The 15,298-nt window shown below is 63.2% G+C and carries 13 protein-coding genes; 8 read left to right on the plus strand and 5 right to left on the minus strand.

Going from position 1 to position 15,298, the window contains the following annotated elements; genetic code table 11:
• The first annotated feature begins 70 nt into the window (after window positions 1-70).
• Window positions 71-1,705: an FAD-binding protein gene (locus AAFH49_RS12990; RefSeq protein ID WP_342298719.1), complete on the plus strand. Its 1,635-nt coding sequence runs from the start codon at window positions 71-73 to the stop codon at window positions 1,703-1,705.
• 149 nt (window positions 1,706-1,854) lie between these two features.
• The gene (locus tag AAFH49_RS12995) at window positions 1,855-2,889 is read left to right on the plus strand and encodes a hypothetical protein (RefSeq protein ID WP_342298721.1); all 1,035 of its coding nucleotides are present in this window, start codon (window positions 1,855-1,857) and stop codon (window positions 2,887-2,889) included.
• Between the two features lie 27 nt (window positions 2,890-2,916).
• On the opposite strand, the gene AAFH49_RS13000 is transcribed toward AAFH49_RS12995, so the two are convergent.
• Window positions 2,917-4,965 carry an RICIN domain-containing protein gene (locus tag AAFH49_RS13000; protein ID WP_342298722.1) on the minus strand — a complete coding sequence of 683 codons (2,049 nt, stop codon included), beginning with the start codon at window positions 4,963-4,965 and terminating at the stop codon, window positions 2,917-2,919.
• Window positions 4,966-5,154: 189 nt separating this feature from the next.
• On the opposite strand from AAFH49_RS13000, the gene AAFH49_RS13005 reads away from it, so the two are divergent.
• Window positions 5,155-5,364: a hypervirulence associated TUDOR domain-containing protein gene (locus tag AAFH49_RS13005; protein WP_342298724.1), complete on the plus strand. Its 210-nt coding sequence runs from the start codon at window positions 5,155-5,157 to the stop codon at window positions 5,362-5,364.
• Here the strand turns inward: AAFH49_RS13005 and AAFH49_RS13010 are convergent.
• A complete protein-coding gene (locus AAFH49_RS13010; protein WP_342298726.1) occupies window positions 5,361-5,897 on the minus strand; it encodes a hypothetical protein in 537 nt (178 codons plus the stop codon). The two genes, AAFH49_RS13005 and AAFH49_RS13010, sit on opposite strands and share 4 nt — an antisense overlap.
• A gap of 128 nt (window positions 5,898-6,025) precedes the next feature.
• Window positions 6,026-7,609 (minus strand): amino acid permease, encoded by a 1,584-nt coding sequence (locus AAFH49_RS13015; RefSeq protein WP_342298729.1) that lies wholly within the window; start codon window positions 7,607-7,609, stop codon window positions 6,026-6,028.
• Between the two features lie 272 nt (window positions 7,610-7,881).
• Here AAFH49_RS13015 and AAFH49_RS13020 point away from each other — a divergent pair, with 272 nt between their 5' ends.
• The 3 genes from AAFH49_RS13020 to AAFH49_RS13030 all read left to right on the plus strand — a co-directional run bounded on the left by AAFH49_RS13020 (window position 7,882) and on the right by AAFH49_RS13030 (window position 9,415).
• Window positions 7,882-8,313, plus strand: coding sequence for a hypothetical protein (locus tag AAFH49_RS13020; RefSeq protein ID WP_342298732.1), 432 nt, complete (start codon window positions 7,882-7,884; stop codon window positions 8,311-8,313).
• A gap of 40 nt (window positions 8,314-8,353) precedes the next feature.
• Window positions 8,354-8,785, plus strand: coding sequence for a hypothetical protein (locus tag AAFH49_RS13025; protein WP_342298734.1), 432 nt, complete (start codon window positions 8,354-8,356; stop codon window positions 8,783-8,785).
• 171 nt (window positions 8,786-8,956) lie between these two features.
• Entirely contained in the window at window positions 8,957-9,415 is a 459-nt protein-coding gene (locus tag AAFH49_RS13030) for a hypothetical protein (protein WP_342298737.1), read from the plus strand.
• A 75-nt stretch (window positions 9,416-9,490) separates the two neighbouring features.
• On the opposite strand, the gene AAFH49_RS13035 is transcribed toward AAFH49_RS13030, so the two are convergent.
• Window positions 9,491-10,459 carry a T9SS type A sorting domain-containing protein gene (locus AAFH49_RS13035; protein WP_342298739.1) on the minus strand — a complete coding sequence of 323 codons (969 nt, stop codon included), beginning with the start codon at window positions 10,457-10,459 and terminating at the stop codon, window positions 9,491-9,493.
• A 549-nt stretch (window positions 10,460-11,008) separates the two neighbouring features.
• Between AAFH49_RS13035 and AAFH49_RS13040 the strand changes: the two genes are divergently transcribed.
• The gene (locus tag AAFH49_RS13040; protein WP_342298741.1) at window positions 11,009-12,388 is read left to right on the plus strand and encodes an MBL fold metallo-hydrolase; all 1,380 of its coding nucleotides are present in this window, start codon (window positions 11,009-11,011) and stop codon (window positions 12,386-12,388) included.
• A gap of 88 nt (window positions 12,389-12,476) precedes the next feature.
• Here the strand turns inward: AAFH49_RS13040 and AAFH49_RS13045 are convergent, their stop codons facing one another.
• Entirely contained in the window at window positions 12,477-13,409 is a 933-nt protein-coding gene (locus AAFH49_RS13045) for a DMT family transporter (protein ID WP_342298743.1), read from the minus strand.
• Window positions 13,410-13,533: 124 nt separating this feature from the next.
• Between AAFH49_RS13045 and AAFH49_RS13050 the strand changes: the two genes are divergently transcribed.
• Window positions 13,534-14,862 carry a replication-associated recombination protein A gene (locus AAFH49_RS13050; RefSeq protein WP_342298746.1) on the plus strand — a complete coding sequence of 443 codons (1,329 nt, stop codon included), beginning with the start codon at window positions 13,534-13,536 and terminating at the stop codon, window positions 14,860-14,862.
• Window positions 14,863-15,298 lie beyond the last annotated feature (436 nt).

A 15,298-nucleotide genomic window follows, 5' to 3' on the forward strand; every position in this document is an offset into this window, starting at 1 on the left:
GGTAGAGATGCTTCGGCTGCGCTCAGCATGACGGTCTTTTCTAATTTGCTTTCTCTTCCATTCTCTATCCATGCCCACCCGTCGCTCCTTCCTGGCCCAAAGCGGGGCGGCCCTCACCGGGGCGCTGCTGCTGCCGGCCCTCCCCGGCTGTGCGCCCACCAACCCGCTGGCCCACATCAAAGGCCAGATGATGGGCCAGGATGCCGCTACCGGGCACCTGCTGCGCGACCTTGGCAAGCTGCCCGCGCCCACCAGCACCGTTGAAACCGACGTGCTCATCATCGGTGGCGGGGTGGCGGGGCTTTCGGCCCGGCGCTGGCTGCATCGGCACGGCCAAACCAATACGCTGCTGGTGGAGTTGGCCCCCGGAACCGGCGGCAACGCCAGCGCCGGCCGCAACGCCGCCTCGGCCTACCCCTGGGGCGCGCACTACCTACCCGTGCCCGATGTGCGCAACACCGAGCTGCTGGAATTTTTGCAAGCCGCCGGCACCCTCACCGGCTACGCCCCCGATGGCCAGCCCATCTACAACGACTACCACCTCTGCCACGACCCCGAGGAGCGCCTCAACATCGAAGGCCACTGGCAGGAAGGCCTGGTGCCCGCTCTGGGCCTGAGCACCGCCGACCAAGCCCAGGTAGCCCGTTTTTTCAAGCTGACCGAAGCGCTGAAAACCACCGTGGGGTGCGATGGCCGCGACGTGTTCCGCATCCCGCTCGACCAGTCCTCGACCGACGAAGCCTACCGGGCACTGGACAAAATTTCCTTCGCCGCCTACCTCGACCGCGAAGGCTTCACCGCGCCCGCCCTGCGCTGGTACCTGAACTATGCCTGCCGCGACGACTACGGCGCTACCGCCGCGCAGGTATCGGCCTGGGCCGGGCTGCACTACTTCGCCAGCCGCAAGGGCCTGGCCCACAACGCTACCGGCGCCGACGTGCTGACCTGGCCCGAGGGTAACCACTTTCTGACGGAAAACCTGCGCCGCCAGGCCAGCGCCCCCATCCAGACCCAAACCCTGGCCTACGACCTGCGCGAAACCGCCACCGGCATTGAGGCTCTGGTTTACAGCGTGGCTACGCGCCAGAGCACCCGCGTGCGCGCCCGGCAGGTGCTGCTGGCCACGCCGCAGCATATTGCCCACCACCTGCTGGCCGCCGTGCCGGGCCACCAGTTGCCGCCGCCCGGCAGCCTGCACCACGCGCCCTGGCTCGTCGCCAACCTCACGGTGGCCGGCCTGCCGCAAGGCCCCGGCCGCCCCTTGAGCTGGGACAACGTGCGCTACGGCAGCGCCTCACTGGGCTACATCAACGCCACCCAGCAGTCGCTGAAACAGGACGATGGCGGCCCCAAAGTCATCACGCTCTACTGGCCCCTCACCGATGAAGCCCCCGGCCCCGCACGCCGCCGCGCCTACCAAACCAGCTACGCCGAGTGGCTGCCCCGCATGGTGGCCGAGCTCGAAACCTACCACCCCGGCGTGACGCCCTACCTACAGCAGGCCGACCTTTGGGTGTGGGGCCACGGCATGGTGGCCCCCACGCCGGGCCTGCTCTGGGGCGCGGCGCGGGCGGCGGCCATGCAGCCGGTGCGCGGGAGGGTATTTTTCGCCCACACGGATTTTAGCGGGATTTCGATTTTTGAGGAGGGGTTTTATCAGGGGATTCGGGCGGCGCGGGAGATGCTGGCGGCAGGGTCCGTTTGATTAAAAAGCACGTCATGCAGAGCGCAGCGAAGCATCTTGCCCGCCACCAGTATTCTTTTACCCAACGATTAAGTTAGTGACTGCGGGCAAGATGCTTCGCTGCGCTCTGCATGACGGCCTATTATCCTCAGCTACCTCGCCCTTACCGCATGCCCCAACCCTGGATTCGCTCCCCGCGCTACGATGGCCTGCTCATCCTCGCGCCGCCGTTTCTGGCGCTGCTGGTGGTGCTTGGGCTGCCCGCTTCCTACCGCCACTCGGCCGCTATGCCGCTGCTGGCCTGGGTGGCGCTGGTGGTGCTCATTGATGTGGCCCACGTCTACGGCACGCTGTTCCAGACCTACTTCGACCCCGTGCGGCGGCGGCAGCGGTGCACGCTGCTGTGGGTGGTGCCGATGGCCTGCTACGCGGCGGGCGTGGCCCTGCACAGCCTGGGCGGGCTGGTGTTCTGGCGGGCGCTGGCGTATCTGGCGGTGTTTCACTTCATCCGACAGCAGTATGGGTTTCTGCGGATTTATAGCCGGCACGATGCGCCCGCGCCGGGCCGCTGGCTGGCCACGGCCCTGATTTATTACGCCACCATTTACCCGCTGCTGTACTGGCACTTCTCGCCGGGGCGCAATTTCAACTGGTTTGTCGAGGGGGATTTTATCCAAATCGACTGGCCTCTTGGCCGTACCATCGCCACGGTGCTTTATGGGGGGTTGATTACGGCTTACGCGGCCCGCGAAAGCTGGCGCTGGTGGCGCACCCGCACTTTCAATGTGCCCCGCAACCTGTTGCTGGGCGGCACGCTGGTGTCGTGGTACGTGGGCATTGTGCTCTTCAATGGCGACCTGGTTTTCACGCTGCTCAACGTGGTTTCGCACGGCATTCCCTACTTGGCGCTAGTGTGGGCAGGCGGGCCAAAACCCTCCCAGGCAACGCCCGCGCCGCGCCGTGGTGCCTGGGCCGGGCGTTACGGCCTGGCCGTTTTCATTGGGGCCGTGGTGCTTTTCGCTTTTCTCGAAGAAGGCCTTTGGGATGGGCTGGTATGGCGCGAGCACGGCGCGGTGTTCGGCTGGTTTCAGCACTTGCCCACCATTGCCAGCCCCGCGCAGCTGATGTGGCTGGTGCCGCTGCTGGCGCTGCCGCAGTCCACGCACTACGTGCTGGATGGGTTTATCTGGCGTCGACAGAAGTAGCTTGGACTCTGCGAGTCCAAGCTACGGCTACTTCACAATTACCAATTCCACGCGGCGATTGAGGCGGCGGGTTTCTTCGCGGTCGTTGCCGTATTTTGGTTTCGAGCCGCCGAAACCCACGGTGGTGATGCGACTTTCGGCCACGCCGCGGCCCACGAGGTAGCGCTTCACCTCGGCCACCCGGTCTTCGGAAAGCTGCTGGTTTTTATCGGCCGGGCCCACGTTGTCAGTGTGGCCCTCGAGGCGCACTTCGGTGGCGGGTGCGGCTTGCAGGGCAATGGCGAGGCGGTTGAGCTCAGTGTAGGCTGAGCCGAGCAGGGTGGCCTTGCCCTGGGTGAAAATGATGCTGGGCAGGTCCACCTTGGCCCCCACGGCGGCAGGCAGCAGCAGGATGTCGCGCCGGGGCGAGCCGGCGGCTACCAGCGTGTCGCCCATCGTGAGCAGGCCCGCGCCGTTGGCCGAGAGGTAGTATTTACCCGGCAGCAGCGACATCTGGTAGTTGCCCTGATTGTCGGCCGTGCTGGTGGCCAGAAATTGCGGGCTGGTTTTGCTGGTGCCCAGCAGGTTGGCCTTCACCAGCGCCCCCGGCACCGGCTGCTTGGTGCGCGAATCCAGCACCCGCCCGCTCAGGAAAGCCCGGCCGGAGTTCTCGTTGGCCTCGGCCACCACGGCGGGCTTGGGCAGTGAGTCGGCGGGCACGGCGCGGCCCGTGCGCCAGATATCCTTGGTGCCGTTGGGCGTGGTTGAGGACGAGTAGTATGCCGTTTTGCCATCCGGTGTGAGGCTCAGGTAGGCGTTAAAGCCGGGGCCATTCAGGGCCGGGCCGAGGTTGCGCGGTTCGCTCCACTTGCTCCAGCTGTCATCGAGCCGCTGGCTCACGAACATATCGGCCGAGCCGTAGCCCATGTGCCCGTAGGACGCGAAATACAGCGTTTTGCCATCGGGCGTGAGCCAAGGCGCAAAGTCGAAACCGGGCGAGTTCAGCACCGGGCCCAGGCTTTTGGGCTCGGTGTAGCTGCCGCTGCCGTCGGGACGGCTCAGGTAAATATCGTTGCCGCCTTCGGAGTCGCCGCGCTCCAGGGAGAGCAGCAGCGTCTGTCCATCGGCCGACATGAAAAAGCCCGTGCCCGTCACCGCCGAGTAGAAATTGGCAATGCGCAGGGCCTCGGGGCGGGTGGTTTTGGGGGTAGCGCCGGGGGCCACGGCGGCAGCCTGCGCCACCCGGCTCAGGCCCTCGTCACGGAAGGTGCCGTCGCGCTCGTAGATGCCGCGCACGATGAGTATCTGGCCGCCCGTGCCGGTGGTGGCTTCCACGGCGTTGTTCTGGGGGGTGTTCAGGCCGTCGAGGCGGGTGGGTGCGCCCCAGGTTTTGCCCTGGTCGGGGCTCTGGCTCAGCCAGGCATCGCCGGAGTCGGTGTTGCCTTCGGTGTTGCCGGCAAACTTGGTGCGGGCGAAGTACAGTGTCTTGCCATCGGGGCTGAGCACGGGGTGCACCTCGTTGCCGGGCGAGTTCACGCTTCCCGCCAGCGGCTGCGGCGGGCCGAAGGGCGACGGCCCTTCCAGCACGTTCAGGCGCAGCCGGAACAGGTGCCACTGCTGGCTGGCGCGGCCGTTATTCTTTTGGGCCACCACGGGCGTGCCGTTGAATTTATCCGAAGCCGCCAGCGCGGCGCAACGGGCTTCGCTGCGGTTTTCGAGCTGAAAGCTGCCCGCCGGGCCGGCCGGCACCAGCCGCCACTGCTGCTGCTCGCTACCCTGGAAGGGGCGTTGCACCAGGCCCATATTTTCGCCGGGCTTATCCACGGTGAGGCACTGGGAGCTGTGGCGGGCTTCGATGCGGTAATATTCGCTACCGGCCCGGATGGGCACGAAGCGCCACTGCTGGCTGTTGGCGTGCGTGAATTCCCACTGTACTGCTGCTGCGCCGCTGGCCGTGCTGGCGCTGGCAATGTCGAGGCAACGCCCGCTGCCCCGGTCAATCAGCCCGTAGTAGGCCCGCTCATCGGGCACGAACGGCGTTTGGGCGGAGGCGAAAAGGGGCAGCAGGAACAGCAGCGACAGAAATCGGAACATCATGGGGGGCGCGCATAAAAGCAGCACGCATGGTTGAACTACGCAAAAGAACGGCGAAACGGCGGAGTATGGCGGCCCGCCGCCTGCGCTACCGCCGCCCTGCCTATCCCGACAACGATGGACCGCCGTTGGCAGTACACGTACTTCAAACTCATTTCAGCGGCTGAATTCCCCCGCTTGCTCCCGTTTTTTATGCGCAAAGGCACCCAAGTTTCCTGGAAATACGGCACCGGCTCGGCCACCGGCAAAATTGAATCGGTGCATAAAGAGCCCATCAGTCGCACCATCAAGGGCAGTGTCATCCACCGCAATGGCTCGGCTACGGACCCCGCTTTCGTCATCGTGCAGGAAAATGGCGACCGGGTGCTCAAGCTCAAAAGCGAAGTGAAAGTCGCCAGCTAGCGTCGCAACACACCGGGGTGCTCGTTATTGGCATTGCCATCCAGCACAACGGGCACGCCATTGAGCGTGAAGCGGCGGCGCACGTTTTTGCCGCAGTTGCAGCAGTCTCCGGCGTCGCTCGGACCGGTTTGCAGCTCTATGTTGCCGAGGTCGTACGTGCGGTTGAGGGCCGGCAGCACAAAGCGGTAGTTGGACGCTGCCAAAGCAGTCTGGGAAGCGCCGGGCGGCCTTCCAAGCCCGGCCAGCGTACGCAGGCTGATGAGGCCCCGGTAGAAATTAAGTCCGTCGCGCGTTTGCCGCACCGTATCGGTGGGGGCATTGAAGCCGGGGGCGGCAAAGCGCACCGCGTATCCTCCGTCGATTTCGGCCTTGCGAAACCCAGCCTGCAAGCTGTCGCGGTCAAAAACCACCACGATGTCATCCGTAAAGGGACTGCACGGGGGGCAGTCCACGCCCTCGCACTTTTCGCCGCACCCGCCCAAGGCAGCCAATAGCGGAATGATACCGGTATAAGTAGCGAAACGAATGTTCATGGCAAAGCAAACTGAGTAGGAGTTGCGAAGGTGACCGCCAAACGACTGGCGGGGTTGCCAAAGGTGTACAAAAAAGTCCCGCCGATTCGCACCGGCGGGACTTTTCACTTTAGCAGTAAGCCGCTGGCCTACCGGTTGTGCACATCGGGTTTGATGAAGGCTTCTTCCTCCATCTCGGTAGGCACCACCACCACGCCCTTCTGGAGCATGGAGTTTTTCTTGCCGTAGAGGAAGTATACGATAAAGCCGAGCAGCATCCAGCCCAGGGCCAGTTTCAGGGTGTTCGAGTCGAGGGCCAGAATCATGAGCGTGCAGATGGCCGCGCCCAGGATGGGCACCAGCGGGAAGCTAGCCGACGAGAGCGGCGAGCGGAACGGCCGGGGCTGGTCCGGGTCCGACTTGCGCATGAGCCACACGCCGATGCTCACTAGCACGAAGGCCAGCAGCGTGCCGAACGAGGTCAAATCGCCGGCTACCGAGCCGGGCACGAAGGCTGCGAACGCGCCCACGAACACCAGCAGCGCCAGGTTCGATTTGTAGGGGGTGTTGAAGCGGGGGTGCAGGTCGGAGAAGGCTTTGGGCATGAGGCCGTCCTTCGCCATGGAGAAGAACACGCGGCTCTGACCCATGAGCATCACCAGAATTACGGAGGAGAAGCCGAGCAGAATGGCCACCGTCACGGCCGTGCCGAGCCACTCGTAGCCGGGCATGTGCGCCTTGATGGCATAGGTCACCGAAGCCTCGCCGCCCAGAGCCGGGTCGGCAAATTCGCGCCAGTTGGCCACCCCCGTCAGCACGTGGCCGAACAGGATGTAGAGCACCGTGCACACCGCCAGCGAGCCCAGGATACCGATGGGCATGTCGCGCTTGGGGTTTTTGGCTTCCTGCGCAGCCGTGCTCACGGCATCGAACCCGATGAAGGCAAAGAACACAATGGCCGCACCGCCGAGGATACCGCCCCAGCCGTGCTTGTTCCAGGCAGTATACTCGCGCACGATAACGCCAGCGGCGTTTTTAACGGGCGGAGCGTTTTCGGGAATCAGGTAGGGCGTGTGGTTGGCGGGGTTGATGAACTGCCAACCCACAGCGATGAACACCAGCACGATGGCCACTTTCAGCACCACCACTACAGCATTGAACATGGCCGATTCCTGCGTGCCCTTGATGAGCAGCAGCGACAGCATCACGATGATGAACAGGGCCGGTAGGTTGATGAGGCCGTGCTCCAGCGTGCCGTTCACCACCGCGCTTTCGAAGGGCGAGTGGCTGAGATTATACGGCATACTGGTCCCAAACACCTGCAAAAGCTTGTTCAGGTATTCGCTCCAGGCAATGCTGACGGTGGCCGCGCCCAGCGCGTATTCCATAATCAGCGCCCAGCCGATAACCCAGGCCACAAATTCGCCCATGGTGGTGTAGGCGTAGGTGTAGGCCGAGCCGGCAATGGGAATCATGGCCGCGAACTCGGCGTAGCACAAGCCGGCAAACACGCAGCCGATGGCGGCCACGATGAAAGCCAGCGTCACGCCCGGGCCGGAGGCCTGAGCGGCGGCGGCGGCGGTGCGCACAAACAGGCCCGCCCCGATGATGGCGCCCACGCCCAGGGCCACGAGGTTGCCCGCGCCCAGCGTCCGTTGCAGCGTGCCGTGCCCGGTCGAGTTGGCCTCGCCCAGCAGCACAGACAGGGGTTTTTTGGCGAAAATACTTGCCATGTGTTAGGTGTAAAGAGGGAAGAAGTTTGAAATAAATGAAGGAATTAAAAATCCCCGTCCGGCCCATTGAGCAATGAAAATGCTCCCAAGCGCTTGTGGCGGAGCCGAAATATAGGCAGCATTTTGCCACCGCCGGGGCGCTGGCCCTGCGCCGCGCCGGTTTTGCGCCCCGGCCCGCGCCCAAAATCCCGTCCTTAAACCTAGTCCGACACGGTACATCCAACCTGCTGGCACTACTTTCGCTCCCCTATCAGCAAATCTCTCCAACTACCATGAAAAAGCTCCTCCTTATCCTCGCCGCCAGCACGGCCACCGCCGGCACCGCCTTTGCACAGGCCCCTGCTGCCGCTACCGGCCTGGCCCAGGCCGGCACCGCCGCCCCCGACCAGCTGGCCCAGCGCCGCGCCCAGTACCTGGGCAAAGAGCTCGGCCTCACAGCCGACCAGCAAACCCGCCTGGCCCCCATCCTCATGGCCCAGCGCCAGCAGCTGCAGCTGCTGCGCGAGCAGCGCACCACCGGCGGCCGCAAGCTGGGCACCGCCCAAGACCTGAAAGCCAACGAAGCCCGCACCGATGAGCAGATTAAAACGGTGCTCACCCCGGAGCAATTCACCAAGTTTGCGCAGATGCGCGACGAGCAGCGCGAGAAAATGCGCGAGCACCGCGCCGCCGGTGCCAACGCCCCGGCCGGCCAGTCCGAATAAGGCAGCGCCTTCTCACCACCCAATTTTGCTTATCCCCACCATGAGAAAGCTCCTTTTGCTGCTTGCTACGGTAGCCGCCACCGCCGGTCTTGGCTTCGCCCAAGCCCCCGCCGCCCAAAAGATGCCCACCCGCGCCGGCCTCCCGGAAACGCCGGCCCAGACGGCCAAGCGCGCCACCCAGTACCTCACCAAGGAGCTGGGCCTTTCGGCCACCCAGCAGGCCAGGTTGGAGCCCATTATGCGGGACCAGAACCAAGCCCTGCTGGCCATGCGCTCCAAGGCGCAGACCGGCCGCCTCCGGCCCGGTATGGGCCCGGATTTGAAAGCTACCCTCGCTAAGTACGACACCCAGATTAAGGGCGTCCTCACCCCCGGCCAGTATACCAAGTACACCAGGATGCAGGATGCGGAGCGCAACAAGGTAATGAAGCATCTCGCTGAACAGGGCATGGCAATGCCTACCGCCCGGTAAATTCGGCCGGTTCCGTACACAAAAAGCGCCTGTTCATCGATTGATGCGGGGCCTTTTGGGCGCTTGGCCTTTCGTGGCACACCGCTTGCAATTACCCTGGCAAGCAACTAAAGCGGCCTGTGCTGCCAGTAGCTTTCCCCGCAACCACCCTCTTCATTCTTTACGCTAATCATGAAAAAGAACCTGTTGCTGCTCGCCGCCCTCGCTTTCGCTACCGCCGGCACCAGCTTTGCCCAAACGGCCGTGAAAACCACCGGCACCGACGCCAATCAGACTGCCCGCCACTACGCCAAAGGCAAGCAGGGCCCGAAAGACCCCGCCAAGATGGCCGACCACAAAGCCGGCAAAATGGCCAAAGAGCTCGGCCTCAATGCCGACCAAGAGGCCAAAGTAGAGCAATTGATGCTGGCCCGCCAGCAGGAAATGACGGCCCTCAAAACCAAGTACGGCACCGACCGAAACGCCGGCCGCACCGAAATGAAAGCCGCCCACGACCGCTACGAGGCCCAGCTCAAAACCATCCTCACGCCGGAGCAATACGCCAAGATGGACAAGATGAAAGCCGAGCACCACGGCGGTCATGGCAAAGGCCACGACGGCGGCAAAATGAAAATGAAGGCCAAAGCCTAATTATTTTCTGCCTCGTCAGTAAGCAAAAAGCCCCGCTCAAATTGAGCGGGGCTTTTTGCTTACTGACAAAATTGATTACCGTACCACGGCTAGCCGTTGGGACTGGCTCCCCGCTTTCCCCTCTGCCACTACCTGATATACACCCACCGGCAAGTGGCTCAGGTCAACGGAAGGGGCGTTGGCCGGCAACTCTACCTGGAGCTGCAGCTGGCCCAGGGCATTGTACACCTTCACCCGCTGCACCGGCAGCACCGATGAAATGGTTACCCGTCCCGCCGTGGGGTTGGGGTACACAGCTAGGCCACTTTTCACTGGCTGGTTAGACTGGCTGGCCAGTAAGGTTCCCGTGAAGCGGGCCGTTGCATTATTAGCGGTGTAGTAGCCGCCTGCCCAAATATTTGTTGGGCTTTGAATTACTAGGGCATCGTGATAATTAACATTCTCGATTGTCCGCCAGGTAGCGCCGTTATCGGTGCTTACGGCGCTGCCTCTGGGGTCGGTTGGGCTATAAGTGTGGCTGGATGGACCGACGCTCAAATACGCCCCCAGCACCCCGGGCAACGCCTGAATCACGCCGTAGCGCATGGGGCCGCTGGGAGTAGTCAAGGTCCACGTCTGGCCCCCGTCGGCAGTCACGGATACCTGATTTCCGTTGCCCGCGTAAGCCAGGCCATGTAGAGGGTCCGAAAAGCTAACGCCGCGGATGGGCAAACCCACTGTCGCCGCACTCCAGGTATGGCCGGCGTCGGTGCTGCGCAGGATGCTGCCCAAGTGGGTTGGTATCCAGACGTTGTTACCTAACAAAACACAATCTAGAGCATAATCGCCGGCGGCTAGTGTTGGGGCGCCCACAAGGGGCTGCCAGCTGCTGCCACCATCGGTGGTATGATATAGCGGCAAGGTGTTCGAAGTCCCGGAAAAAGTGATTCCAACCCCAGTGGTTGAGTTGAAAAACCGGACAAAGCGCAGATTTTCCGACACTGCATTAGGCGGCAGCACGGTCAGGGCGGCGCTGCCTGTTGTCGTACGCAGCAGCGAGGTCACGAGGATATTCGGATTAGCGGCTGTCGGATTACCTATCAAGAGCCAGGCATGTTGGGCATCTACGGCCCACACATCCCAAACAGATGTTCCGCCTACTCCATTGCTAGTATAAGATGCCACTACCTGATGCTGCCACGTCAGCCCATTGTCAGGCGTGGTGTAAAGCTCCGAGGTAGTGGTAAGATACCCAAACCCCCCGGACAAATACGTTCTCACGCCCCACACTGCGCCCGCCACAGGTACACGTAGTATAGTGCTTTCCGGTATGGCGTACGCAACCCAGGGCATACTGGGCAGTGTCCAGCCGTTTTGGGCTTGGGCTGACAGGCCCAAAAGCAGGCATATACCCGTTGCGGGTATCCGTAGAAACTTCATCATAAATCGCAGGAAATGTGGAAATAATTATTCCAAAAGTATTGAAAAAACTGGAGTTCCCTTCCCATCTGGCTGGTGCTTTTTTGGTGCTTTATCTGGGCGGGCCTGCCCGCTGCTATTCGGCCGCTTGCTTATATTTGACCAAACCACCCGGCTTCCAAACCACCCCACCCCATGCCTCCCCTCCCCAGTAGCACGGCCTCGGCCGTGCAAATCCAGCAGTTTTACGACAAGGGCCTGGCCCACGCCAGCTACGCTGTGCGCTGCGGCCGCCAAGTCGCCATCATCGACCCGGCCCGCGACCCCCAGCCCTACTACGATTTCGCCGACGAGCACGAGGCCCGCATCATCGCCGTGATTGAGACGCACCCGCACGCCGATTTCGTGTCGTCGCACCTGGAAATTGCCGAAGAAACCGAGGCCACCATCTACTGCAGCAAGCTGGTGGGGGCCAAATACCCGCACAAGAATTTCGACGACGGCGACCGCATCAAGCTGGGCAGCTACGAGCTGCACGCCATCAACACGCCCGGCCACTCGCCCGACAGCATCAGCGTCCTGCTCATGGATGAGCTGGCCCAGAGCCGCGCCGTATTCACCGGCGACACGCTGTTTGTGGGCGACGTGGGCCGGCCCGACCTGCGCGAAGACGAGGCCGTGGGCGGCCACAAGCGCGAGGAACTGGCTGCGCAGATGTATAAAAGCACCCGCAACAAGCTCATGACCCTGCCCGGCAGCACCAAGGTGTACCCCGCCCACGGCCCCGGCTCGCTCTGCGGCAAAACCACCAGCCTAGACCTTGACTCCACCATTGCCAAGGAGCTGAAAACTAACTACGCCCTGCAACCCATGTCGCAGGACGAATTCATCAAAGTCCTGCTCGAAGACCAGCCCTTCGTGCCCAAGTATTTCGGCCACGACGTGGCCCTGAACAAGCAGGGCGCGCCCAGCTTTGAGGACAGCATTCGGGCGGTGCCGCACCCGGGCAGCGACGCGGCGCTGGAGCCCGGCGTGCTACTCATCGACACGCGGCCGGCGGCAAAATTCCGGGCCGGTCACCTACCGGGGGCCATCAACCTGCAGGATGGCGGCAAGTTTGAAACCTGGCTGGGCTCGGTAGTGGGCCCCAAAGAGCCCTTCTACCTGCTGGCCGATTCCAAAATCGCGCTGGACACTGTCATCCGCAAAACCGCCAAAATCGGCTACGAGGGCAACATCAAAGGCGCGCTACTGGCCCCCACGGCCCTGCCCGCCACCTCCCCCGCCGTGGACGTAGCCGCGGTGCGCGAGCACCCCGAAGCCTTCACCATCGTGGATATCCGCAACCGGACGGAGGCCAAAACGCCGGTATTCGACAACGCGCTGGTCATCCCGCTGCCCGAGCTGCGCGAGCGCGCCCACGAGATTCCGACCGATAAGCCCATCCTCATTCACTGCGCGGGCGGCTACCGCTCGGCGGCCGGGGCCAGCATTGTGCAGCAGGCTTTGCCAGGTGTAGAGGTGCTGGATTTGGGCGAGGCGATTACGGATTTCCAGAAGCAGGCAGCGCATTAGTAACCGCTGGCCTTGTGTAAAAAGAACGTCATGCTGAGCGCAGTGGAAGCATGACGTTCTACTTTTCATGGGACTCACCCAACCGCCCTCAGTCCACCACCGCTTCCTCCGGCACTTCCGCCACCGGCGCGGCTTTCGGCTTCTGGCTCACCAGCCACACGCCCAGGAAAATGAGCGCCGCCTGCCCGGCCTTGGCCAGCGTGAAATGGTCTTTGCCCAGGGCCACGGCGATGAGCACGGCCAGCACCGGCTGCAGGTAGATATACACGCCCAGCAGGGCCGGCGAGGCGTATTTCAGCGCCCAGTTATTGAGCAGGTAGGCCAGGATGGTGAGGAACACCACCATGTAGCCGATTTCGAGCCAGATTTTGAGGGGGAAGCTGGCGTAGTTGGCCGTCAGCGCCTCGCGCCAGCCGAAGGGCACGGCCACGATGGCCCCCACCAGAAACACCCGCGCCAGCACCGTAAACGCGTGGTACTTGCGCATGAGCGGCTGCACCAGCACCAGGTAGAGGCCAAACACGGTGGCATTGGCCAGGATGAACAGGTTGCCCAGCGTGGCGTGCGGGTAGATGGCCGCCTGCGCGTTGCGGCTGAGGATGAGCGAGGCCGCACCCGCCGCGCCCACGGCAATGCCCAGCACGCGCGGCAGCGTAATCTTCTCGCTCAATAAAATAGCTGAGGCGATGACCACCACGATGGGCGCGATGGTTTGCAGCAGCGAGGCGCTGATGGGCGAAGTCAGGTTCAGCCCCGAAAAAAACAGCAACTGATTGACTCCAATCCCACAGATGCCACAGATGATGGACCGCCGGTTATCGGCCCAGCCGATGATTTTGTCCTGCGGGGCCACGAAGTATTTCACCAGCGCAAAGAAGCTGGAGGCCCCCAGCACCCGTAGCGTCACGATGCCAAACGGCGTCATGTAGAGCGGCATCACGTCTTTGGAAAGCGAATAGTTGGCCGCGTAGATGACTGTGACGACGAAGAGGGCCGCGTGGACGCGGAATTGATTGGGCATAACCGGGAAGAGTAGCGCGAACTTTGTAGTTCGCGTTTCGCGCCGTCTGAACCACGACGGGCGGGAATCGTTCTAAAACGCGAACTACAAAGTTCGCGCTACTTCCGCGCTACTTCGCTCCCCCATGTCCTCCCTCTTTCCCGACGACGAACCCGCCGCCTTCACCCCCGCCGCCGCGCCCAGCGCCGACGCCCCCCTCGCCGAGCGCCAGCGCCCCCGCCGCCTGGCCGACTACGCCGGCCAGCAGCACCTGGTGGGCGAAACCGGCGTGTTGCGCCGCTACCTCAACTCGGGCCGACTGCCCAGCCTCATCCTCTGGGGGCCGCCCGGCGTGGGCAAAACTACCCTGGCCCACCTGCTGGCCTCGGAGCTGAAGCAGCCGTTTTCGGCCCTCTCCGCCATTAATGCCGGCGTGAAGGACGTGCGCGACGTGATTGAAAAAGCCAAGCGCCAACGCGGCACGGTGTTGTTTATTGATGAAATCCACCGCTTTAGCAAGGCCCAGCAGGATGCGCTGCTGGGCGCGGTGGAGCACGGCACCGTCACGCTCATTGGGGCGACGACGGAGAATCCATCCTTTGAGGTCATCCCGGCTTTGCTCTCGCGCTGCCAGGTGTATGTGCTGGAGGCATTGAGCGCGGACACCCTGCGCGGGCTGGTGCAAAAAGCCCTGACCGAGGACGCTGCCCTGAAGCAAAAAAAGGTGAAGCTAAAGGAAGACCACGCCCTGCTGGCCCTCTCCGGTGGCGACGCCCGCAAGCTGCTCAACCTGCTCGAAATCGTGGTGCAAAGCACGCCGCCTGACAAAAAAGGCGTCATCGAAATCACCGATGCGGTGGTGCAAACCGTGGCCCAGCGCCCCCTGGCCCGCTACGACAAGGGCGGCGAAATGCACTACGACGTGATTTCGGCCTTCATCAAATCCATGCGCGGCTCGGACCCCAACGCCGCCCTTTACTACCTGGCCGTGATGCTGGAAGGCGGCGAAGACGTGAAGTTCATCGCCCGCCGCATGCTCATTCTGGCCTCCGAAGACATCGGCAATGCCAACCCCAACGCCCTGATGCTGGCCACGAGCTGCTTCCAGGCCTGCACCGTCATCGGCCTGCCCGAATCGGATTTGATTCTGGCCCAGACCGTCATCTACCTCGCCACATCGCCCAAAAGCAACGCTGCCTACATGGCCATCCGCGCCGCCCAGGCCGAAGTGAAGGCCAACGGCGTGTACCCCGTGCCGGTGCCCCTGCGCAACGCCCCCACCCGCCTCATGAAACAGCTCGGCTACGGCAAAGAGTACGCCTACTCGCACAACGGCGAGGGCAATTTTGAGGAGCAGGAGTTTCTGCCCGATGCCCTGAGCGGCACCCGCTTCTACGCGCCGGGCCACAACGCCAGCGAGGCCAAAATCCAGGAGCGCCTGCGCGGCTGGTGGGGCGAGAAATACGGGTATTAGGGTTTCGAATGCCCCGGTCCGACCGGTTGTCGTTGGGGTAGCTCGGGTATCGGTGGTACTTCAACCGGTCAGACCGCCCTAGGCGGTCCGACCGGCCACGCTTCGCACGCCGGCCCCGATACTTCAAACACCTTTCCCGCCCTTACAAACAGTCTGCCCGGTCCTTCGAACGCCCTTTCCGGCGCTTCAAACACCTCCCCCGGCCTTACGAACGGTCGAGCCGCGGCTTCGAACACCTTCGCCGCCGTTACGAACACCTTTCCCGACCTTTCGAACGGTCTTGCCGCCGTTACGAACACCTTTGCCGAGGTCGGCAAGACTGTTCGTAACGGCGGCAAGACCGTTCGAAACGCTCCCCCGGCCCATTGCACCGCGCCCTTGCCCCTGCGCACCCCTCCCCGGCGGCGGCGCACCGGCCCCCGGCGGTTCCGCACGG

It is taken from the genome of Hymenobacter segetis (genome assembly GCF_038448715.1).
GTDB classification, from domain to species: Bacteria; Bacteroidota; Bacteroidia; order Cytophagales; family Hymenobacteraceae; genus Hymenobacter; species Hymenobacter segetis.